General features: G+C 64.6%; 20 protein-coding genes, 1 tRNA gene, 1 pseudogene and 1 other annotated feature. Of the genes and pseudogenes, 3 read left to right on the top strand and 19 right to left on the bottom strand.

Going from position 1 to position 21,656, the window contains the following annotated elements; translation table 11 throughout:
- Window positions 1-211 precede the first annotated feature (211 nt).
- From dmpG to V2B31_RS01155, 3 genes are read right to left on the bottom strand one after another with little or no spacing between them, the layout of a single operon-like run.
- The gene (dmpG, locus tag V2B31_RS01165; RefSeq protein ID WP_328274483.1) at window positions 212-1,252 is read right to left on the bottom strand and encodes a 4-hydroxy-2-oxovalerate aldolase; all 1,041 of its coding nucleotides are present in this window, start codon (window positions 1,250-1,252) and stop codon (window positions 212-214) included.
- Entirely contained in the window at window positions 1,249-2,199 is a 951-nt protein-coding gene (locus V2B31_RS01160) for an acetaldehyde dehydrogenase (acetylating) (RefSeq protein ID WP_328274481.1), read from the bottom strand. Before V2B31_RS01160 ends, dmpG begins: the two co-directional genes overlap by 4 nt.
- A 4-nt stretch (window positions 2,200-2,203) precedes the next feature.
- Entirely contained in the window at window positions 2,204-2,989 is a 786-nt protein-coding gene (locus V2B31_RS01155; protein ID WP_328274588.1) for a 2-keto-4-pentenoate hydratase, read from the bottom strand.
- Between the two features lie 82 nt (window positions 2,990-3,071).
- On the opposite strand from V2B31_RS01155, the gene V2B31_RS01150 reads away from it, so the two are divergent.
- Window positions 3,072-3,830 (top strand): IclR family transcriptional regulator, encoded by a 759-nt coding sequence (locus V2B31_RS01150; protein ID WP_328274479.1) that lies wholly within the window; start codon window positions 3,072-3,074, stop codon window positions 3,828-3,830.
- 65 nt (window positions 3,831-3,895) lie between these two features.
- On the opposite strand, the gene V2B31_RS01145 is transcribed toward V2B31_RS01150, so the two are convergent.
- Window positions 3,896-4,939 carry an aromatic ring-hydroxylating dioxygenase subunit alpha gene (locus V2B31_RS01145; protein ID WP_328274477.1) on the bottom strand — a complete coding sequence of 348 codons (1,044 nt, stop codon included), beginning with the start codon at window positions 4,937-4,939 and terminating at the stop codon, window positions 3,896-3,898.
- A gap of 245 nt (window positions 4,940-5,184) precedes the next feature.
- Between V2B31_RS01145 and V2B31_RS01140 the strand changes: the two are divergent.
- Window positions 5,185-6,431: pseudogene (locus V2B31_RS01140) on the top strand (IS3 family transposase).
- Window positions 5,489-5,601: a sequence feature (AL1L pseudoknot), on the top strand. (Overlaps the previous pseudogene by 113 nt.)
- Before the next feature lie 464 nt (window positions 6,432-6,895).
- Here V2B31_RS01140 and V2B31_RS01135 read toward each other — a convergent pair.
- From V2B31_RS01135 to gyrB, 14 genes are all read right to left on the bottom strand, one after another.
- The gene (locus V2B31_RS01135) at window positions 6,896-7,315 is read right to left on the bottom strand and encodes a hypothetical protein (RefSeq protein WP_328274475.1); all 420 of its coding nucleotides are present in this window, start codon (window positions 7,313-7,315) and stop codon (window positions 6,896-6,898) included.
- Window positions 7,305-7,985, bottom strand: a complete 681-nt coding sequence (locus V2B31_RS01130) for a tyrosine-type recombinase/integrase (RefSeq protein ID WP_328274472.1) — start codon at window positions 7,983-7,985, stop codon at window positions 7,305-7,307. Before V2B31_RS01130 ends, V2B31_RS01135 begins: the two co-directional genes overlap by 11 nt.
- Window positions 7,986-8,150: 165 nt before the next feature.
- Window positions 8,151-8,226 (bottom strand) — tRNA-Phe (locus tag V2B31_RS01125).
- A gap of 48 nt (window positions 8,227-8,274) precedes the next feature.
- The gene (gene yacG / locus V2B31_RS01120; RefSeq protein WP_328274470.1) at window positions 8,275-8,469 is read right to left on the bottom strand and encodes a DNA gyrase inhibitor YacG; all 195 of its coding nucleotides are present in this window, start codon (window positions 8,467-8,469) and stop codon (window positions 8,275-8,277) included.
- Window positions 8,459-9,448 carry a ribonuclease gene (locus tag V2B31_RS01115; RefSeq protein ID WP_328274468.1) on the bottom strand — a complete coding sequence of 330 codons (990 nt, stop codon included), beginning with the start codon at window positions 9,446-9,448 and terminating at the stop codon, window positions 8,459-8,461. Before V2B31_RS01115 ends, yacG begins: the two co-directional genes overlap by 11 nt.
- A complete protein-coding gene (locus V2B31_RS01110) occupies window positions 9,441-10,010 on the bottom strand; it encodes a Maf family protein (protein WP_328274586.1) in 570 nt (189 codons plus the stop codon). Before V2B31_RS01110 ends, V2B31_RS01115 begins: the two co-directional genes overlap by 8 nt.
- Window positions 10,011-10,018: 8 nt before the next feature.
- A complete protein-coding gene (gene infA, locus V2B31_RS01105) occupies window positions 10,019-10,237 on the bottom strand; it encodes a translation initiation factor IF-1 (protein ID WP_003049127.1) in 219 nt (72 codons plus the stop codon).
- A 59-nt stretch (window positions 10,238-10,296) separates the two neighbouring features.
- On the bottom strand, window positions 10,297-11,574 hold the full coding sequence (locus V2B31_RS01100) for an adenosylmethionine--8-amino-7-oxononanoate transaminase (RefSeq protein WP_328274466.1): 1,278 nt from the start codon (window positions 11,572-11,574) through the stop codon (window positions 10,297-10,299).
- A gap of 98 nt (window positions 11,575-11,672) precedes the next feature.
- The gene (locus tag V2B31_RS01095) at window positions 11,673-12,098 is read right to left on the bottom strand and encodes a DUF4168 domain-containing protein (RefSeq protein WP_328274464.1); all 426 of its coding nucleotides are present in this window, start codon (window positions 12,096-12,098) and stop codon (window positions 11,673-11,675) included.
- A gap of 189 nt (window positions 12,099-12,287) precedes the next feature.
- Complete coding sequence (locus tag V2B31_RS01090) at window positions 12,288-14,315, bottom strand: M13 family metallopeptidase (RefSeq protein ID WP_328274461.1); 2,028 nt, start codon at window positions 14,313-14,315, stop codon at window positions 12,288-12,290.
- Between the two features lie 70 nt (window positions 14,316-14,385).
- Entirely contained in the window at window positions 14,386-15,033 is a 648-nt protein-coding gene (bioD, locus tag V2B31_RS01085) for a dethiobiotin synthase (protein WP_328274459.1), read from the bottom strand.
- Complete coding sequence (locus tag V2B31_RS01080) at window positions 15,030-16,154, bottom strand: 8-amino-7-oxononanoate synthase (protein ID WP_328274457.1); 1,125 nt, start codon at window positions 16,152-16,154, stop codon at window positions 15,030-15,032. The genes bioD and V2B31_RS01080 overlap by 4 nt, the downstream gene beginning before the upstream one ends.
- Before the next feature lie 96 nt (window positions 16,155-16,250).
- Window positions 16,251-17,192, bottom strand: coding sequence for an endonuclease/exonuclease/phosphatase family protein (locus tag V2B31_RS01075; protein ID WP_328274455.1), 942 nt, complete (start codon window positions 17,190-17,192; stop codon window positions 16,251-16,253).
- Window positions 17,193-17,307: 115 nt separating this feature from the next.
- Window positions 17,308-19,812, bottom strand: a complete 2,505-nt coding sequence (gyrB, locus tag V2B31_RS01070; RefSeq protein WP_328274453.1) for a DNA topoisomerase (ATP-hydrolyzing) subunit B — start codon at window positions 19,810-19,812, stop codon at window positions 17,308-17,310.
- A gap of 85 nt (window positions 19,813-19,897) precedes the next feature.
- On the opposite strand from gyrB, the gene V2B31_RS01065 reads away from it, so the two are divergent.
- A complete protein-coding gene (locus tag V2B31_RS01065; RefSeq protein WP_328274451.1) occupies window positions 19,898-20,380 on the top strand; it encodes a hypothetical protein in 483 nt (160 codons plus the stop codon).
- 5 nt (window positions 20,381-20,385) lie between these two features.
- On the opposite strand, the gene V2B31_RS01060 is transcribed toward V2B31_RS01065, so the two are convergent.
- The gene (locus V2B31_RS01060; RefSeq protein WP_328274449.1) at window positions 20,386-21,570 is read right to left on the bottom strand and encodes a hypothetical protein; all 1,185 of its coding nucleotides are present in this window, start codon (window positions 21,568-21,570) and stop codon (window positions 20,386-20,388) included.
- Window positions 21,571-21,656 lie beyond the last annotated feature (86 nt).

The following is a 21,656-nucleotide window of genomic DNA, read 5'->3' as shown; positions in this document are numbered from 1 at the left end:
CTAACCTCCCGATCGCCGATTGTCCGCGCGGATGTCTCCAGACAAGGATGCGGCCATTTTATGTGATGCCGATACCGACCCTGCATATATGGGTTCATCGGCGATATCGCGGTGGTCCACCATCGCGATGTGCGATCGCGGGCTGAGCTGCCCGCAGACCAACACAGCTATCGATAGCGGCCGGATCACCAGCCGCCCGGCATGCGAAGGTTCAACTAACCATCGCTTCCTTCTGCTTGACCAGATCAAGCGCGATATCGACGATCATGTCTTCCTGCCCGCCGACCATCTTGCGCCGGCCCACTTCGGCGAGGATCGCGCGCGTGTCCACGCCATAGTCGGCGCTGGCCTTCTCCGCGTGGCGCAGGAAGCTCGAATAGACCCCGGCATAGCCCAGGGTCAGCGTCTCGCGATCGACCCGGACCGGTCGGTCCTGCAACGGACGAACCAGTTCCTCGGCAGCGTCCATCAGCGCGTAGAGGTCGCAGCCATGATTCCAGCCCATCCGGTCGGCCGCCGCGATGAACACTTCGAGCGGCGCATTGCCCGCGCCCGCGCCCATGCCGGCAAGGCTCGCGTCCACCCGGACCGCGCCGTTCTGCACCGCGACCATCGAGTTGGCGACACCCAGCGACAAATTGTGGTGGGCGTGGACGCCGCGCGGGGTTTCGGGCTTGAGCACCCGGTCATAGGCCTGCAAGCGGGCGGCATATTCGTCCATGTTCATCGCGCCGCCGCTGTCGGTCACATAGACGCAATGCGCGCCGTAGCTTTCCATCAGCAGCGCCTGCTCCGCCAGCGCCTCGGGAGACGTCATGTGGCTCATCATCAGGAAGCCCGAAACGTCCATGCCGAGATTGCGCGCGGCCTCGATATGCTGCTTTGCGACATCGGCTTCGGTGCAATGGGTCGCGATGCGGACCGACTTCACCCCCATCTCGCGCGCGTGCTTCAGGTCGTGCACGGTGCCGATGCCCGGCAGCAGAAGCGTGGTGAGCACGGCATGGTCGAGCACTTCGGCCACCGCGCCGATCCAGTCCCAGTCGGTATAGGCGCCAAAGCCGTAATTGAAGCTGGAGCCCTGGAGCCCATCGCCATGAGCGACCTCGATGGCGTCCACCTTGGCCGCGTCGAGCGCGCGGGCGATCGCCCGGACGTGATCGAGGCCATATTGGTGACGGATCGCGTGCATCCCGTCGCGCAGGGTGACGTCCTGGATGTAGAGCTTGGTCCGGGTGGGGTCGAAGGTCATGCGTCAACTCCCGCATAATGGCGCTTGGCGATCTTCTCGGCGGTCTTGAGCGCCGCCGAGGTCATGATGTCGAGATTGCCGGCATAGGCGGGCAAATAGTGCGCCGCGCCTTCCACCTCCAGGAAGACAGAGACCTTGAGGCCGGTGAACTCGGATTCGCCAGTCTCCGCCATTTCGGGGATGCGCAGCGGACGGTTGGAGCCGATATGCTCGAACTGCACCGCCTGCTTGAGCCGATAGCCGGGCACATAGCTTTGCACTTCGGCGACCATGTCCTCCACCGACTGGCGGATGGCGTCCTGGTCGGCCTCCTCGCACAGGCAATAGACCGTGTCGCGCATGATGAGCGGCGGTTCGGCCGGGTTGAGGATGATGATCGCCTTGCCACGGGTGGCGCCGCCGACGGCCATGATCGCCTGACTGGTGGTCTCGGTGAACTCATCGATATTGGCGCGCGTGCCGGGGCCGGCGCTCTTGCTGGCGATCGAGGCGACGATCTCGCCATAATGCACCTTGGCGATGCGGTTGACGGCGGCAACGACCGGGATCGTTGCCTGCCCGCCGCAGGTCACCATGTTGACGTTCGCCGCGTCGAGGTTCGCTTCGCCGTTGACGGCCGGGATCGTGTAGGGGCCGATCGCCGCCGGGGTCAGGTCGATCATCCGCTTGCCGGCGGCCAGCACCAGTTCGCTGTTGCGCTTGTGCGCGCCGGCGCTGGTTGCGTCGAACACGATCTGAATGTCGGCGAATTGGGGCATGGCGATGAGCCCGTCGATACCCTCGGCGGTGATCGGCACGCCCATGCGCGCCGCGCGCTTCAGCCCGTCGCTCTCGGGATCGATGCCGACAAAAGCGCCCATTTCGAGCACGTCGGACAAGCGCATGACCTTCATCATCAAATCGGTGCCGATGTTGCCTGATCCAATGATCGCTACCTTGGTCTTCATGGCTTCAGCCCTTTGCATAGGTGAAGGAACAGCGGCCGATGCCCTCGATCAGGACTTCGACCCGGTCGCCGGGCGTCAGCGCCGCCATCGGCCCCAGCGCGCCGGCGAGCAGCACGTCGCCCGCTTTGAGCGGTTCGCCCCGCGCGGCGAGCGTCCGGGCCAGCCAGGCGGCGGCATTGAGCGGATTGCCCAGCGCGGCCGCACCAATGCCCGTGGATACGACCCGGTCGCCGAAGGTCATCGTCATCGCCGCGCCCTCCAGATCGAGGCCGGCCAAAGCCTTGCCCTCTTCGGCGAGGACGAAGAAGGCAGAGGAGCCGTTGTCGGCCACCGTATCGGCGAAGGTGATTTTCCAGTCGGCGATGCGCGAATCGACGATTTCGATCGCGGCGTGGACCGTGCCGACCGCTGCCGCCACCTGCTCCGCCGTGGTGTCGGGCGAGGGCAGGTCGGCCGCCAGCACGAAGGCGATCTCCGCCTCGGCCTTGGGCTGGAGACAGACCGACTGATCGAGCGTGCCGCCATCCACCACGCGCATATCCTCGAACAGCACGCCGAAGTCGGGCTGATCCACGCCGAGTTGTGCTTGCACCGCCTTAGCGGTGAGGCCGGCCTTCCGGCCCACGATCCTGCGGCCTTGGGCTTCCCAGAAGCGCGTGTTGATCTCCTGCACGGCATAAGCCCCGTCGGCATCGACCGGGTCCAGCCCGTCGCGCAGCGGGGGAACAGCGCCTTGGGAATAGGCCGCGCGCAGGCGCTCGGCCAATTGTTCGTGCGTAGGCCTCGTCATCATCCCATCCCATGAAATTTGTGCAGCCTTGATAATCCCGCGCAGCGCTTGCGACCAGTGCGGGTCGATCCTATCATCTCACATGATGAGACGCGGAACGCCGCCGATAAGCGCCCTCGCGCGCAGCCTCGCGATGCTCGAAGCCGTGCTCGCCGATCGCGACGGGCGCAGCCTGGCCGTGCTTGCGGAACAGCTTGGCGTGCCCAAGGCGACCGCACATCGGCAGATCGCCACGCTTATTCAGGAGGATTATCTGCGGCGGCTGCCCGGAGGCCGGCTGGTCGCCGGCAAGAGACTGCAGGCGCTGGCGCAGCAAGCCGATGACAAACAGGTCATCGTCGCCGCCGCCGCGCCGGTGTTGCACCGGCTGGCTGCCCGGCTGAATTGCGTCGCCCAACTGGGGACGCTTGAAAATGACATGGTGACCTACCGGATCAAGACGGGGCAGGGGGCCGGCGACTTCTTCACGAAGGTGGGTTTGCAACTGGAAGCCTATTGCACCGGGATCGGCAAGGTTTTGCTGGCCGCCCTGCCGGAGGGTCAGCGCGAAGCCTATCTCGCTACCGGGCCGTTCCCCCGGCTCACCGATGCGACAATCACCGATCCGGCCGTTCTGCGCAGCCATCTGCAACAGGTCCGCGAGCAGGGCTTCGCCCGCGATGACCAGGAAATCGCCGAAGGGCTCGTCTGCCTCGCCGTGCCCGTAGGCTCGGTGAATGGAAATGCGGCCGCTGCCATTTCCGTCTCACGGTCCATCCAGGCCAAGGAGCGGATAGGCGAGGCGGAATATCTCGCGCCCCTTCGACAGGCGGCACGCGAAATCGAGTCCGCGATCCTGTGAAGGAGGATCGGCGGCGGCCGCCCAAAAATGCCGGCGCCCATCAGAACGGCTACCTGACGCTGGGGTCAGGTGAGCGCCGTGTCCGATGGGCTTGCTTGCTGACGCTTTGTGCCGAATTCACGCAGATAAGCGTGGAACATGACGATCGCGTTGTCCCCGGCCGATGGCATCACCTCTATGCTGGGCGACTGGATGATGCGCTGCTGCTGCGCCTCTATCATCATCTTGTCCTCCACGAAGGCCTCCGCCGACACTTGGAGAATTCGGTCCGCCATCGCCTGGTCCGCGCCTTCGGGCGGGACCGAGGTCGCATAGAAATAGCGCGAGGTGGTAGGGGTCATCGCCGTGACGGCCTGCGTCGCGCCGTTCCGCACGACGATGTCCGATGAATCGGGCCGGCCATAGGATGCGCGTTCGGCGCTGCCGACCTTGCAATAATAGGTCTCGATTACCAGCACGCCCGGCACGAGGAAGTCATAGCCCTGCCAGGTGTCGCAGATCTGGCCGGCCATCTCGCGCGCCGAAGCCAGTGCCGGCGCATCGGTGATCCAGCGCTCGATCCGCAAACCGCGCGGCTGACGCTTCACCGACGGGCGGACCGTCGCCCATTTGGGGTCGGCCCTGAAGGATTGGCCATGCACGAACGGAAGATGGGAAAAGTCGAGCAGATTGTCGACGAGCAGGCGAAAGTTCGCCTGGTAATCGAGGCTGTTCTGCGCGTTTAGCCATTCGGGATGATGCGCCGCGACTGTGCGGGGCAGAAGCGCTTCGTCCGCCAGTTGCGGGTCGCCGGGCCATACCCAGATCCATCCATCCCGCTCGATCACAAGAAAAACACGGACGCGCGCCTTGGCCGGTATACGGTCCTGGCCCGAAATCTCCCGGCATGTACCGTCATCTGCAAAAAGCAGCCCATGGTACATGCAGCGAATACCGGCCTCTTCGATGCGGCCAAGCGAGAGCGGCGCGAGGTGATGAACGCGGCGATCCTCCATGGCGACCGGCGATCCCGCGCTGTTACGGTACATGACGAGGGGAATGTCCGCTACACTCACGGCGAATGGTTGGGAGGGGAGGACATCGCCCGAGCAGCAGCCACGAACCAGCAATTCGTCGGAATATCAGCGACTGCGGGCATCCTCTTCTCCGAAAATTATCGATAGCTGTGCTTATCGGCGATGTTATCGCGTCTTGCGACAGGCACGATGTCAATTTGGCCAAACGTTCACCAAGCGCACATCAGCTGCTACCCGTCTTCGCAGCACTGTAGGTGCAGAGCATACTCCGCGTATTTGAGGCAGTGAACCGCCTCACGTTTGCCGGAGGCTCCAGCTCTTGAGTAGAAGGAGCCGATATGAGCAAGACAACGAACAAGTTTGCCCCGGAGGTGCGGGAGCGGGCGATCCGGATGGTGCTGGGTCACGAGGGGGATTATCCGTCCCGCTGGGCCACTGTGGTGTCGATAGCAGAGAAGATTGGCTGCTCACCGCCCACGCTGCATGAATGGGTAAAGAAGGTTGAAGTCGACAGCGGCAAGCGTGCAGGCGTGCCGACCGAGATGGCCGAGAAGCTCAAGGCACTGGAGCGGGAGAACCGAGAGCTGCGCCAAACCAATGAGATTCTTCGCAAGCCTGTCCTGAGCCTGCCGAAGGGGCGTCAGCATATTTTGCCCAGGCGGAGTTCGACCGCCCGTTCCGCAAATGATTGCCTTTACGATCACCGCGATGCCTATGGGGTCGAGCCGATCTGCAGGGTTCTGCCGATTGCCCCTTCCACCTACCACGAGCGTGTTGCCCAACGCCGGGATCCATCGCGGCTGTCAGCCCGTGCCCAAAGCGATCTGGCGCTAAACCGGAGGTCCTGCGCGGTTTTGCCGAGAACTTCGGCGGTTACGGTGTTCGCAAGGTGTGGCGGCAGATGCGACGTGAAGGCTTTGCCGTTGCCCGGTCAACGGTGGCTCGACTGATGCGTGACCTAGGCCTTCAAGGGGGTGATCCGGGGTAAACCGGTGCGCACCACTGTCAGCGACAGGGCTGTCCCATGTCCACTCGATCACGTGAACCGGAAATTTTACGCGCCAGCCCCGAACATGCTCTGGGTTTCCGATTTCACCTACGTGGCCACTTGGGCGGGGTTCGTTTACGTTGCCTTCGTCATCGACACATACGCACGCCGGATAGTAGGCTGGCGATCCAGTAAAACGGCGCATGCCAGCTTTGTACTGGATGCACTGGAACAGGCATCCATGAGAGACGACCTGTCCATCGGGGCGGGCTCATTCATCATAGCGACCGTGGGTCGCAATACGTATCCATTCGCTACACCGAACGCTTGGCTGAAGCCGGGATCGAGCCATCAGTCGGCAGTGTCGGCGACAGTTATGACAATGCCCTGGCTGAGACAATTAACGGCCTCTACAAAGCCGAGGTGATCCATCGGCGAGGACCTTGGCGGCCCTTCGAAGCGGTTGAATTTGCTACGCTGGAACGGGTCGAATGGTTCAACAATCGGCGATTGCTCGAACCCATCGGCAATATCCCGCCTGCTGAAGCCGAAGAACGATATTACGCTATGCTGGACGATCAACCTATGGCGGCATAAATTAAACCAAATAGCCTCCGGCAAACGTGCGGCGGTTCAGTCGCGACCAGCAGATGCAGCCCCAGACTATCGGGCCATATGTAAGCCTTAGCCTTTGCTTTTGCAGCGTTTATTGCCGTTACAGGTAGAGTCATGATGGCATTTCAGGATGCCATCAAAACACCATCACCGAGGGGTGGCTGCCAATGTACTCCGGGGACGTGCGGGGATGATGGGTTAATCAAAAACACACGTTTTGCGCCAATTTCCGGACACAGCTAGACGCTTCTGGATGCTGAAAAGAGAACAAATGGTGCGGGGGGACGGAACCGCGAAAATTGCGTAATGACTTGCTATGTATAGATAAATGCAAGGCGGTTTTTGATCGAGGCCCCCAAAAAGGCCCCCAGCGCTATTAGGCTACCCCATTTTTTCCACTGTTTCAGCCCGCCATTGCCCGCCTTTGTACGGGCATGGCCAGCTGTTCAATCGCCCCTGATCTTGTGCAGGATTTGCGCCTTCACGTTGCGGCCCTGCTCGTCCTTCAGCACGGCCATCAGGAACAGGAGCTTGCCCCCACTAAGCTCTTGCGCCTTCAGGCCGATGTTGCTCTTTTCCTTCGAATCGTCGTTCGTCTTGTAGGCTTCGCCCTTATATTCGATCACCAGTTGCCGCCCATCCTTCAGTTCGGCCACGAAGTCCGGATAGAAGTAGTCGGTCGCGGTGGGCATCCGGATCGCGAGTTGCGCTTCGAAAGTCCAGCCGCTCGTATCGGGGCGTTCCTGAAGCGTCAGCTTCACCGGTTCGGACATCTGGTAGAGCGGGGCAAGTTCCCCGCCTTCCAGATCGAATGTCGGCGGCATTTCCAATATGGCTTCACGCGCGGAACGCTCGTCAAAGCCCATATCCGTCGATCGCGCGCAGGAATTCGCCCGCCTTCTTCGGTTCGAGAATGGCGGCGTGGTGCTTTGACTTGTGGCTGGTCAATGCCCCGCGCAGATCGCGCGTAGGGTCTGACGGGGCCAACTGGTTCGCGATGGCGAAGCGGAACACTTGGCTGGCGAACTGCAAGGCGCGATGCGCGGCTTCGGTGCGCCCTGTGGTTTCATACTTCCGAACGGCTTCGAGCATTTCGAACGGCTGAATTTCAGCGACAGGACGCTGGCCGATGGTGCGGTCCAGCAGCTTCAGAAGCCACTGTTGCTTGTCATTGGTCTGTTCCGAACGGCCTTCACGCTTGCACTTGTCGATGTAGCTTTGCGCGACCACGACAAAGGAATTGGCGGCGCTGACCTTGGCGGCGTGGCGGTCTTGCTTCTTCTTCTCTGCCGGATCAACGCCAGCCGCCAGCAACTTGCGGGCATCGTCGCGCAGATCGCGTGCCGCCTTCAGAGACACTTCAGGGTAAGCGCCGAACGCCAGCTTCTTCTCGGTGCCGCCGGGGGTGCGGTATTTCATCCGCCATAGACGCCCACCAGCGGCGGAGACCTGAAGGTAGAGGCCCTTTTCGTCCGCGACGCGATAATCCTTGTCGCGGGGCTTCAGGGCGCGGATCGCAGAATCGCTCAGGGGCATCTTGGGGGCCTTTCAAATCAGGCTTTTTCACAAGGCCCCCACAAAGGGCCCCAAGATCGACCGAATATCGGCGAACATGAGCGAGCATCAGCGGTAAAGCCGACGCTAAAAGTGGCAGATTTCCCGGGTTTTTCAAGCTTTGGCGGGGTTTGGCGAACAGGCCAATGGTGCCCGGGGACGGAGTCGAACCGCCGACACTGCGATTTTCAGTCGCATGCTCTACCAACTGAGCTACCCGGGCACGGGGATCCTCGCGGCGGGGCCGCCGATGGAGGCGTGCCTATAGGCGTCAATCCGCTTGGCTGTCCAGCCCTTCGTCGCCATTTTTTTGCAGCATTTCGCCCGCTGGCGGGCCGGGCACGCGATAGCCTTCGCCGAGCCACTGGAGCAGGTCGCGGTCGCGGCAGGCGGGGCCGCAAAAGGGGCGGGCGGCGGCTTGCGCGGGCTGGCCGCAGATCGGACAGGGGGCGGGCTTAGGCGACATGCCCGGCCGATAGGGCGAGCGCCGGGTCGGCGCGCAAGGTCACTGCGCCGCCGCGCCGGCGGGCAAGCTGCTCGATCCAGGCGGCACGCCGGTGCAGCAGGTCGATGATCGCGGGCGCTGCGCTGATCGTGGCCGCGCCGCCATTACCATGCCGCTCGGCCCGGCGCAGCAGCGCCAGCGTGGCGGTCAGCACTGCGTCCTCGCGCACGATCTCCATCAGGTTCGCGCGCTCGCGGCGACGGATGATCTGGAGGAAGCCGAAGCCGTTGACCGCCGTGCGCTCGAAAGGAAGCGGCAGATATTTGTCGATCTGCGCCGCCGCGATCATCCGCTCGTCCTTGTTGTTCATGGTGGGGAGATCGATGCCGATCGAACCGCTGATCCCCATCCGCCGGATCGTCTGCGCCGCAAGCTTTGCGCCCTTGGGGCCAAGCTGCGCTGGGGGCAGCGATCCATCGACGTCGATCAGCAGCATCGCCGGGGTCAGGAAGAGCCTCAAAGCGGCCGCCTCCGTGCCGACCTCGCCGCTCGCCGCCTGCTCCATCAGTTCGCTCCAGCCATGCGCTTCGAGCCTGTCCTCCTCATGGGCCGGGCAGGGGACGACCGGCACGCCGGTGGCGCGGATGCGCTGGAGCAAGGTCGGGCCGGGGTGCGGCTTGATGCCCGGCGGCGCGACCCGCGCTTTCGCGCGCTTGGCCCGGCCTTCCTCGGGGATCGCCTCGCGCAAAATTTCGACCAGCACATTGGCGCCCTCGGACAGCCGCGGCGGGATCGGCTCCAGCAGCGCCTCCTCGCCCGAGATCAGACGCACCACGCCGCGCTTCCTCGGGATCAGCGTCGCAATCAGCCGCCCCTGCGCCACCGCGCCGGCACGCGCCGCATCGCCCTCGCGCTCGATCTGCGCCTCGACCAGCTTGCCATGTTCGATCAGCGCAGCGCGAGCCTCGCCAATCCCTTCTTCATAAAGCCATTCAGCCAAGGGAATATCCAGCGGATTCGAGGAGGGTGCGGGTGTCGTAGAGCGGCAGGCCGACGACGCCCGAATGGCTGCCGGACAGGAAGCGCACGAAGCTTTCGGCCCGCCCCTGTATGGCATAGCCGCCGGCCTTGCCCAGCCCTTCGCCGCAAGCGATATAGCGGTCGATCTCTTGGCGCGTCAGCCGCTTGAACGCGACCACCGTGTCGGCAAGGCGCAGACGCGGCCGGCCGTCCATGCCGATCAGGCAGACAGCGGACAAGGCATGATGACGCCGGCCCGACAGTAGGGCGAGCAGCGTGCGCTGCACATCCTCGGTCTCCGCCGGCGGCAAAATCCGCCGGCCGAGCGCGATCGTCGTGTCGCCTGCAATCACCAATTCGTCGGACGCGCGCTCGACGGCCTGCGCCTTTTCCCGCGCCAGGCGCAGGGCGTAGGCGCGCGGAAGCTCGCCCTTGCGCGGGCTTTCATCAATATGAGGACCAATGATCCGCTCAGGCACCACTCCGATACGCGCCAGCAAGTCAAGGCGGCGCGCGGAGGTGGAAGCGAGCACGAGCCGCATCGGCCCGGTCATTTGAAACGATAGGTGATCCGACCCTTGGTGAGGTCGTAGGGGGTCAGCTCGACAAGCACCTCGTCCCCCACCAGCACACGAATGCGGTTCTTGCGCATCTTGCCGGCCGTGTGGCCGAGAATTTCGTGGTCATTTTCCAACCGAACGCGGAACATGGCGTTGGGGAGAAGCTCCACAACCTGTCCGCGCATCTCAAGCAGTTCTTCTTTCGCCATAATATCCCGGAAAAGCGTAAAATCGCGCCGCCATAGCGCCAAATGGTGCAAAATGAAAGTCAGGCGTTGCGGCCGAAATAGTCGCCAGCCTGCGCGATCGCCGCGAACAGGCGATCGAGCTGATCCATGTCAGCACAATAAGGCGGCATCAGATAGATGGTGTTGCCCAATGGCCGCAGCAAGAGGCCGCGCTCCAGGAAAAAGGCGCGCAGGCTGGGCGCGAGATCGGACAGATAGCCTGCGTCCGCCGCGATCAGGTCGATCGCTGCGATCGCGCCCACTTGGCGCGGGTTCACGAAGGCGGGATGGTGCGCCAGCCGTTCCAGCCGCGCCGCCATGCCCGCCGCCAGCGATGCGATCCGGCCCAGCACATCCTCCTCGCGCCAGATGGCGAGATTGGCGGCGGCCGCCGCGCAGGCGATGGCGTTGGCGGTGTAGCTCGACGAATGGTAGAATAGCTTCGCCCGGTCGGTCGAATAATGCGCGTCGAAGATCGGCGCGGTGGCGAGCGTCGCGGCGAGCGGCATCGCGCCGCCGGTAATCCCCTTCGCTACCGGCATGATGTCCGGCACCACGTCGGCTTGCTCGCAGGCGAAGAGCGTGCCGGTGCGGCCCCAGCCCGTCATAACCTCGTCGGCGATGAACAGCACATCATGCTTGCGACAGATCGCCGCCATCTCGCGCAATATGTCCGGCGAATAGACCAGCATCCCGCCCGCGCCCAGGATCAGCGGCTCGACGATGAAGGCGGCGGGCCGCTGCGCGCACGCGGCCTCCAGCGCCGCGAGGCACGCCTGCTGGCAGCCAGGCGCGGGGAAGGGGATAGTGCCCACGTCGAACAGCAAAGGCTGCCAGGCCGCATTGTAGACGCCGCGTTCTCCCACCGACATCGCGCCGATCGTATCGCCATGATAGCTATGCTCCAGCACCAAAATGCAGTGCCGTTCCGGCTGGTCCAGATTATGCCAATAGCCGAGCGCCATCTTGAGCGCGACCTCGACTGCGGTCGATCCGCTGTCGGAATAGAAGACGTGCGATAGCGTCGGCTGGTCCGGCGCGCGGGGCGCGAGGTCGATCAAGCCCTGCGCAACCGCTTCGGCCGGACCATGGGTGTAGCCGGCAAAGATCAGCTGATCGAGCTGCGCCGCCTGCGCGGCGATGGCGGCGGCGATGCGAGGATTACAATGGCCGTGCGTCGTTACCCACCAGCTCGATATGCCGTCGATCAGGCTGCGACCATCGGCCAGGTGCAGCAGCGCTCCCTCGGCGCGAACGACATGGGGGATGGGCTCGCCGAGGCCATGCTGGGTGAAGGGGTGCCAGACGGGCGAAGTCATGCGCTCGCCTTAGCGTCCAATGTCAGCCTTATGAAGCGTCCCGCAAAAGAAAGGCGGCCATCGCTGGCCGCCTTTCGATGTGGAACGATGCGCCGCGCTTATTGCGGCGGTTGAGCCGGCTGCGCGGGCGTTGCCGGCGCCGCCGGCTGTGCGGGAGCGGTGGGCGCTGCCGCCTGAATGCGCTGCTGGAGCGCCGGGTCGGCGGCGGCGGCCTGGCCGATCTGGTTGAACTTTTCAGGCGGCAGGCCCGACGCCTGCACCGCCGCGAGCATCTTGGGCTGCTTGTCGGCGGCCGAGATCGAGGCGTCCTGTTGGATTTTCGTCACTTCGACAGCAGCGGCGGCGAACTGCTTGATATCGGCGTCGCTGAAATTGGCAGGGGCGGCAGGTGTGGCCTGCGCCGCAGGGGCGGCGGGCGTTGCCGCAGGCGCTGCCGCATCACTCTGCGCGAGCGCGGGATAGGCGGCAAACAGGGCGGCCGACACGACGCCTGCCTTCAACATCTGGAAATTGGAACGACCCATCAATGTTCTTCTCCTCTCGACTGTTACAGTCTTCCGACGATCAAGCTGTGGCTTTGGATGCGGCAAGAGAAGGCGGAACCGGACGAAAAGAGCGATTCCAAAGATGACAGGATAGCGCGCGACGACTGGTCGCACGCAAGGCTCGCCTGGTCGAGGCGGCGCGCCATGCCCCGCCTCGCCAGCCAGGAATCACCAGATCTTCACCCGATCCTTGGGCGCCAGATAGATTTTGCCCCCCGGCGCAGGCTTGAACGCCCCGTACCAGGCGTCGAAATTCCGCACGATGTCGGCCCGATATTGCGACGGCGCATGAGGATCGGTCACCAGCCGCTGGCGCAGATTGGCCTCGCGATAATTGCGCCGCCACACTTGCGCCCAGCCCAGGAAGAAGCGCTCGTCGCCGGTGGTGCCGTCGATCACCGGCGCGGGCTTGCCGCCCAGCGAAGCATGATAGGCGTCGAGCGCGACCGCCAGCCCGGCCAGATCGCCGATATTCTCGCCGAGCGTGAACGCCCCCTTCACATGCGCGCCGGGGAAGGGCTCGTAAGCGTCATATTGCTTGACCAGCCTGTCGGTCAGCCCCTTGAAATTGGCAACGTCCTCGTCGCTCCACCATTGGTTGAGCTTGCCGGTCTCGTCATATTTCGCGCCCTGATCGTCGAAATGATGGCTCAGCTCGTGGCCGATCACCGCGCCGATGCCGCCATAATTGACCGCCGGGTCGGCATGGGGATCGAAGAAGGGCGGTTGCAGGATGGCGGCCGGGAAGACGATCTCCACCATGCCGAAGTTGGCATAAGCGTTGATCTCCATCGGGGTCATGCCCCATTCCCAGCGATAGATGGGCTTGCCGAGCTTGCCGACGGTGTAGGCGAAGTCGAACCGCTTGGCGCGCATCGCATTGCCGAGCAGGTCGTCGCGCCGGATGTCCAGCCCCGCATAATCGCGCCACTTGTCGGGATAGCCGATCTTGGGGGTGAAGGCCGCCAGCTTCTTGTGCGCCCGCGCCTTGGCCGGCGCGCTCATCCAGGGCAGCCCGTCGATCCGCCGGCCCATGGCGGCGATGACATTCTTCACCAGCTGATCCATCGCCGCCTTGGTCTCGGGCGGGAAATATTGCGCGACATAGGCTTTGCCGACTTCTTCGCCCAGCGAATCGCTGAGGAAGGTGACCGCCCGCTTCCATCGCTCTTCGCGCTCGGGCGTGCCGGACAGCGTCGTTCCGTAAAAAGCGAAGTCGGCGTTGGCGATGCTGTCGGGCAGATAATCGGCATAGGCGTGCAGGCTGGACAGCAGCAGCCCGTCCTTCAGCACCCGGAGCGGGGCCCTGGCGATCAGCGCCGCCTCGCCGCTGATGGCGCTTGGTTGGGCGACCAGCAGGTCGGTGAGCGTCAGGCCATTGGCGGCATAGAAGGCGGCGAAGTCGAAGCCGGGCGCGGCCTGCTGCAACGCCGCCAGCGTCATCTTGTTATAGGTCTTGTCGGCGTCGCGGCTGTCCACCTGAGTCCAGTGAACTCTGGCGATCTCGGTCTCGAACGCCATCAGCGCGGCGGCGCGCGCCTTTGCGTCGCTTTCGCCCGCCAGCGCCAGCATCTTTTCGAGATGCGCGACATAGGCGGCGCGGATCGCCGCCATCTTGTCCGACGGGTCAAGATAATAGTCGCGGTCGGGCAGACCCAAGCCACCCTGGCTCATCGAGAGAATATAGGTTTCGGGGTCTTTATCGTCCTGCCCGACGGTGAAGCGGAACGGCCCGCGCACCCCCGACCCCGCCGCCTTGGCGGCGACGCGCGCATAGGCTGCGTGGTCGTTCACCGCCGCGATCTCGGCCAGCCATGGCTTGATCGGGGCAAGCCCCTTCGCCTCGACCGCCGCCTTGTCCATATAGCTCGCATAGGCGTTGCCGATCTTGCTGGCAGGGTCGGCCTGCGCCGCCTCCAATATGCCCCGCGTGCGGCTCTGCGACAGTTCCTCCAGCACCGAGAAGGCGCCATAGTTGGAGCGATCGGCCGGGATCGGCGTGGTCTTTGCCCATGTCCCATTGGCATGATCGTAGAAATCCTCGCCCGGCGGCACCGACTTGTCCATGCCGGCCGTGTCGAAGCCGTAGGTGCCATAGGTGGGCTTGGCGGCCGGCGCGGCAGCCTGATCGGCCTGCGCCGCGCTCGCGGCGATGGTGAGCGCACCGATGGCGGCGCCCAGCAGCAAAGTCTTCATGAATGCGTCCCTTGTTCGTTCGTCGCGGGCCACGCCTGCGCCGGCCCCATGCAAGGGACTTGAACGCCCGTTAAACAGGCTTGTCCATGTCGTTGGTCGAAATCTGATGCAGGTTGATATGGTTGGCGAAGGCCGCGCGCAGGGTGGGCGCGTCGAGCGGATCGAGCAGCGGCAGCCGCCCGAGCGCGGGCACGCCGGCGAGGCGCGGGATGATCCGCTCATTCTCGTCATGCGCTTCGCCGATGAAGGCGATGCCGGCGATCGGCACGTTCCTCGCCTTCAAGGCTTCTATGCTGAGCAGGCTGTGGTTGATGGTGCCTAGCGCGGTGCGCGCACATAGGATCACCTTCTGGCCCCAATGCGCGAACAGGTCCGCCATCAGCAGGGTCTCGGTAAGCGGCACCAGCAGCCCGCCCGCGCCCTCGATCACCAGCGGCCCATCCACCTTGGGCAAGGCGAGCCGATCCAGGTCGATCGTCACCCCGTCGATCCGCGCGGCGAGATGCGGCGAGGCGGGCGTGGTCAGCCGATAGGCTTCGGGCAGGATGCGGCCGGCAGGCAGGGCGGAGAGCGCCGCCACTGTCTCCTTGTCCCCCTCCGGCTCCAGCCCCGCCTGCACCGGCTTCCAATAATAGGCCCCCAGCGCCCCGGCGAGCCCGGCGGCGAACACTGTCTTGCCGATGCCGGTGTCGGTGCCGGTGACGACGAGGACGCTCATTGCACCAGCCGCCGCAGCGTTTCGCCGAGCGCCGCCACATCGCTGCGCCCGACATTCAGCGTCAGCGAGATGCGCAGGCGGCTGGTGCCCGCCGGCACGGTCGGCGGGCGGATGCCGCGCACGTCGAACCCCGCCTCCTGCAAGACTGCCGCAATCCGCATCGTGCGTTGATCCTCCTGAAGAATGACGGGCACGATCTGGCTCTGCGGCGCGGGCAGGCCAAGCGGCGCGCAGATCGCCTCGGCCGCGTCCTGCCGCAATATGGCGAGCCGGTCGCGGCGATCGTCCACCGCCGCGATCCGGTCGAGCGCCGCCGACGCCGCGACCGCCATCAGCGGCGATGGCGCGGTCGAATAGATGAAGGGCCGGGCGCGATTGACCAGATAGTCGATATGGAGCTGAGGCCCGCAGATCAGCGCGCCTTCCGCCCCCATCGCCTTGCCGCAGGTGTGGAGCGTGATGACGTTGTGCCGCCCGTCCAACCCATGTGACAGCCCCCGCCCGGCCGGGCCGAACACCCCCGTCCCATGCGCCTCATCCAGGATCAGCATCGCCTCATGCGTGGCGGCGAGCCGTGCGAGATCAGCGAGCGGCGCCTTGTCGCCGTCCATCGAATAGAGCGTCTCGACCGCAATCCATATCCGGCCCTTGCCCCCTTCGGCGCGAAAGGCGGCGATCAGATCGGCGAAGCTCTGCACGTCATTATGCCGCGCGAACACGGCGGTCGCCTTGCTCATGCGGATGCCGTCATGGACGCTGGCATGGACCAGCTCGTCGGCGACGATCAGGTCGCCGCGCTGGGGCAAGGTGGAAAAGAGACAGAGATTGCCGAAAAAGCCGTTGGCGACGAATAAGGCCGCCTGGGTGCGGAAGAAATCGGCAGCCTTCGCCTCCAGCCCTTCATGCTCGGGCGCATTGCCGCGCAGCAGCCGCGAGCCCCCCGATCCCAGCGGCACGCCGCGCGCCACCGCATCGGCCACCGCCTGCGCGATGATCGGATCGCCGGCCAGCCCCAGATAGTCGTTGGAGGCGAAGTCCCGCCCGGCATTGGGGCTGAGACGACGCAAGCGGCCGCGCTGCTCCAGCGCCGCGAGCTGCGAACGAAAGGGCTCGGCAGTCATGCCGCGCGCTATAGGCCCGGCCGGCCGGCCCGGCAAGCGACGCCGCTCTGGGGACGGCGTGCAAGCACTCGGCCGACCGGCCTTCAGTCCATACCCTCAGCGCGGGTCCGCGTCGTCGACATAATCCTTGACGCTCAGCTTGATCATATAATGGTCCGACAGAAAGCGGTCATGCGCGATCAGGTCTGACGAGCGCAGCACATATTGGCGCGAATAGCGGAATTCCGGCCGGCCCTTCCGCACGAAGGCGCGGTCGAACGGCGCTTCGGCGAACTGCGCGCTCCAATAGGTCGCGCTGTCATTATTGTTGAGATCGACAAAACCGTTGGCGATGAAGGTTTCGATCGCCGGTTCGCTGTTGGCGAGGATATTGGTGTCGCCGATCAGGATCAGGCTGGGGTCGAGCTGCGCATCGACCGCGGCGAGCGCTTCGCACAGAGTCACCGCCTCCCGCGCGCGCACCCGCCGATTTTCGGTCACGCCGCCATAGTTGGACTTCATATGCAGCGGCACCAGAGTGAGACGCCGCCTTTCTTCAAGCTGCTGCCATTCGCCGCCTTCGGGCCGCCGCCACACCTTGATGTCGGACGTGAAGTTGAGCGCATGCGGCGCGCGGTCCCAGAGATTGTCGCCGTCGACCTGATGCTGAACGGGCGGGCGGATCATGTTCGCCAGGCTCACCCGGGTCATGTCCCACATCACCGCGCATAGCTGCGACCGGTCCCCCGCCTGCCGGTTGGGAAGGATGACATAGCGCCATTGCGCATCGTCCAGATGCTCCTCCAGCAGATGGCAGACGATATCGAGATCGGCGTTGCGCTTCTCGCCCTCGGCATGGGATTGGATCACGGGCTGGTTGTCGAACAGCCGCACCTCCTGATCGGCGGGGGTGACGTAGATTTCCTGGAGAACGAGGATGTCGATCCCCGACATTTCGATATGGTCGGCCAGGGCATAGGCGCTCTGCCGCTTGTCCGCGCGCGACGCGCCGCCCAGATGCTCGATATTCCAGCTCGCGATCTGCAAAAAGCTCATCATTCCCTCCGCAAAAGGTTGGACCGGTCGCGACCGATCCAACCCTACCTCAGGAGAGCGATGCTTTTGTGAAGGGACTGCGCCGAAATGGCGCTGATCCGGCGCTCAGGGCGACGGATCAGACGTCCAGATTGGCGACGTTCAGCGCATTGTCCTGGATGAACTCGCGCCGCGATTCGACGACATCGCCCATCAATTGGGAGAAAATTTCGTCGGCCACGTCCGCCTGCTCCACTTCGACCCGCAGCATCGATCGATTGTCGGGATCGAGCGTGGTCTCCCACAGCTGCTCCGCGTTCATCTCGCCCAGCCCCTTGTAGCGCTGGATGGCAAGGCCCTTGCGCCCCGCCGCCAGGATCGCGTCGAGCAGATCGCTTGGGCTGGTGATCGTGACCCCCTTGGCCACGACCGGCAACTCGTCCTCGCCCGCTTCCTCGGCTGCCGCCGCCGCCTTGGCGGTGACGAGCCGGCTGGCGCTGGTGTAGCTCGCCGCCTCCTCGCTGGCGATGGCGTGCAGCTTGCGCGCCTCGGCCGACCCGACGAACCCACCCTCGATCACATGATGGTCGGTGACGCCGCGCCACAGCCGCTCGAAATGGAAGCCCCCTTCCTCGGCGATGCGGCCGGTCCAGCGCCCTTCGGCGTCATGCGCATCCATCCAGGCGACGGTCGCCGCCAGCCGCTGCGCCTGCGCGTCCCTCGACAATTCGGGGTCGAGCGCACCGTTGAGGCTCAGCGCTTCGATGATCTGCGGGTTATAGCGACGCGGCACATAGCGCATCACCGCGCGCATCCGCCGACTATGCTCGATCAGGTGGCGCAGATCGTCGCCGCTGCGCGCCCCGCCGCTCGTCTCCAGCACCATCGTGTCCACGCCATTGTCGACCAGATATTGCTCCAGCGCCGCCTCGTTCTTGAGGTAAACCTCGGAGCGTCCGCGCGTCGCCTTATAGAGCGGTGGCTGGGCGATATAGAGGTGCCCTGCCTCGATGATCTGCGGCATCTGGCGATAGAAGAAGGTCAGCAGCAGCGTGCGGATATGCGCGCCGTCGACGTCCGCGTCGGTCATGATGACGATCTTGTGGTAGCGCAGCTTTTCCAGGTTGAAATCGTCGCGGATGCCCGTGCCCATCGCCTGGATGAGCGTGCCGACTTCCTTGGACGAGAGCATCCGGTCGAACCGTGCTCGCTCCACGTTCAGGATTTTGCCCTTCAGCGGCAAAATCGCCTGGTTATGGCGGTTGCGCCCCTGCTTGGCTGACCCGCCGGCGGAATCGCCCTCGACCAGGAAGAGTTCGGACTTGGCCGGGTCGCGCTCCTGGCAGTCGGCGAGCTTGCCGGGCAGCGAGGCGATGTCCATCGCGCCCTTGCGCCGGGTCAGTTCGCGCGCCTTCTTCGCCGCCTCGCGCGCGGCGGCGGCGTCGATCACCTTCTGCACGATCATCCGCCCATGGGCGGGATTTTCCTCCAGCCATTCGGCCATCTTGTCGGCCATCAGGCTTTCCAAGGGCTGGCGCACTTCGGACGAGACCAGCTTGTCCTTGGTCTGGCTGGAGAATTTGGGGTCGGGGAGCTTGACCGACACGATCGCGGTCAGTCCCTCGCGCATATCCTCGCCGGTGAGGCTTACCTTCTCCTTCTTGAGCGCCCCCGACTTCTCGGCATAATTGTTGAGCGTCCGCGTCAGCGCCGCGCGGAAGGCGGCGAGGTGCGTGCCACCGTCACGCTGCGGGATGTTGTTCGTGAAACACAGCACATTTTCATAATAGCTGTCGTTCCATTCCAGCGCGACGTCGATGGTCACGTCGTCGCGCGTCCCCGCGATCGCGATCGGATCGGGCATCAGCGCAGTCTTGTTGCGGTCGAGATATTTGACGAAGGCCGCAATGCCGCCCTCGTAGAACAGCTCGACTTCCTTCTTCTCCTCATGCCGCGCATCGACCAGGAACAGGCGCACGCCGCTGTTGAGGAACGCCAGTTCGCGGTAGCGATGCTCCAGCTTGTCGAAGTCATAGTCGGTCTGGTTCTTGAAGGTGCCGCCATCGCCGGGCACCTTCTCGGTCGACGCGAGGAAGGTGACGCGCGTGCCCTTCTTCCCCTCTGGGGCCTTGCCGACCACCTTCAGCGGCGCGACCGCATCGCCATAGGCGAAGCGCATATAATGCTCCTCGCCGTCCCGCCAGATGTTGAGATCCAGCCACTCGGAAAGCGCATTGACCACCGAAACGCCCACGCCATGCAGGCCGCCAGACACCTTATAGGCGTTGTCGTCGCTGGTGTTCTCGAACTTCCCGCCCGCGTGCAGCTGGGTCATGATGACCTCGGCGGCGGAGACGCCCTCTTCCTTGTGGATGCCGGTCGGGATGCCGCGGCCATTATCTTCCACGCTCACCGACCCGTCGGGGTTCAGCGTGATGACGATCCGGTCGCAATGCCCGGCCAGCGCCTCGTCGATCGCATTGTCGCTGACCTCGAACACCATATGATGCAGGCCGCTGCCGTCGTCGGTATCGCCGATATACATGCCGGGCCGTTTGCGGACGGCGTCCAGCCCCTTCAGCACCTTGATGCTGTCTGCGCCATAATCATTGCTGTTGGGGGAATTCACGGGTTCTTCGCTCATGCCGAGCATATAGGGACTCGCCCCACGAAACTAAAGCGAAACATGCCATCTTCCGGGCGCAGCCGGGGCAGTCTATCAAGCCACGATGCGCGCGCTTCTGATCCCCCTTTTGATCCTGTCGGCCTGTTCCCGGACCAGCGACATTTATGAGGAACTGCCCAACAGTTCGCTCGCCGGCGCGCCGCGCGAGGATGTGCCCGAAAGCCGCATGGATGCGCCCGTCGCCCGTCCGGTGACGATCGGGGAGGACGGTCCCCGGCTCGACGCCTGCGGCGCGCTGGGGCGGGTGACGCGCGCCGGATCGGGTGGCCTTTCCTTGCGCGCCGCTCCTTTTGCCGATGCGAAGGAACTGGCGCGGCTGGCCGAAGGGCAAAGGGCGTGGATCTGCACCCGCAGCCTCGACCAGAAATGGCTCGGCGTCGTCGTTCAACCCGCGCCAGTGCCCGACAACGCTGCGGACACGCCGGATTGCGCCGTCTCCTCGCCGGTCGAACGCCGCCAGCCCTATGCCGGCCCCTGTCCCAGCGGCTGGGTGTCCAGCGCCTATGTCCGCCTGATCGCGGGCTAGCCGCCTCACTCGATCCCGGTGAACACCAGCTTCTGCACCCGTCGCCCGGTATTCACCTCGGTGGCGTAGATATTACCCTGGCTGTCGGTATCGATGCTGTGCAGCCAGGTGAACTGCCCCGCCTGCCGCCCCACCCGGCCGATTGCGCCCAGCACCTCATGCGTCTTGCGCCGCAAGATCCAGATGCGCCCGTTCATCATGTCGGCGACGTAGAGATAGGTCTGCTCGGGATCGGGCGAGAAGGCAATGTCGGTGACGGTGTGCGTCCCGCCCGTCTCCCCCGCGATCACCAGGTCGCGCACGAAGGTCAGGCCGCCATCCTTCTCCCGCTTGAACAGCTGCGCGCGGTTGTTGTTGCGGTCACAGACATAGAGATGCCCGTCCTTCGTCGGCACGACGCAATGGACGATGTCGGCGAACATCGGCGACTTGGGATTGGCGACCTTGCTCGGATCGACGGCATGGCTCTGGTCGAAATCGCCGCTGCGCGTCGGCGCGACCGGCGGCTTGGCATAGGCGCCCCAGCGGCCCTTGTAGCCGCCGCTCTTCGCGTCGAAGCCGATGACGCGCCGGTTCACATAGCCGTCGGACACCAGCACCATGCCGTCCGTGTGCGTGACGTCGGATGGGTTGCCAAGCTGGTCGGTCGCATCATTGCCCCCGGTTTTCTCCCGCCGGCCGATCTGGCGGAGATATTTGCCCTCCGCCGTATAGTTCATGACGACATGGTCGCCCTTGCCATTGCCGCCGAACCAGACCGTGCCGTCCTTGTCCACGAACACGCCATGCAGGCTAGCGGGCCATTGGTTCACCCCCTCGATCGTCGGCGCGCTTGCCGCCCCGCCCCAGCCGCTCAGATAGCGCCCGTCGGCCGAAAAGCGCACGACCGGTGGCGCAGGCTTGCAGCAGACAGCGATCGGCGGGGTTTGAGCCAGGCCCGTGTCGGTGCCGGTCAGCGAGTGGGGCCGATGTACTACCCAGACGCTGTCGTCCGGCCCGACCGAAACGCCGCTCACCTGCCCCAGCAGCAGGTCGCTGGGCATGGCCGGCCAGGCGGCGTCCACCTTGAAGCGCGGCATCTTCGTCCCAACAGGCGCGATCTGCTCGAAGGCGAGCGGCGCCAATGCCTGGTCGGGCGCAGCAGCGGCGGCCAGGGGCAGGCAGAGCAGGGCGGCGAACAAGGCGCGCATGGCGAGGCGACTCCCGGATGGATGGACCGCGCGATCATGCCCGTCACCGCGCCCAGGTCAACGCTCGTGGCACGATCTTTGAAGAA

Source organism: Sphingobium sp. (assembly GCF_036170395.1).
In the GTDB taxonomy this organism is placed as follows: Bacteria; Pseudomonadota; Alphaproteobacteria; order Sphingomonadales; family Sphingomonadaceae; genus Sphingobium.
The sequence above is the reverse complement of the archived record's forward strand: the minus strand, read 5'-3'. Positions and strand labels throughout refer to the sequence as shown.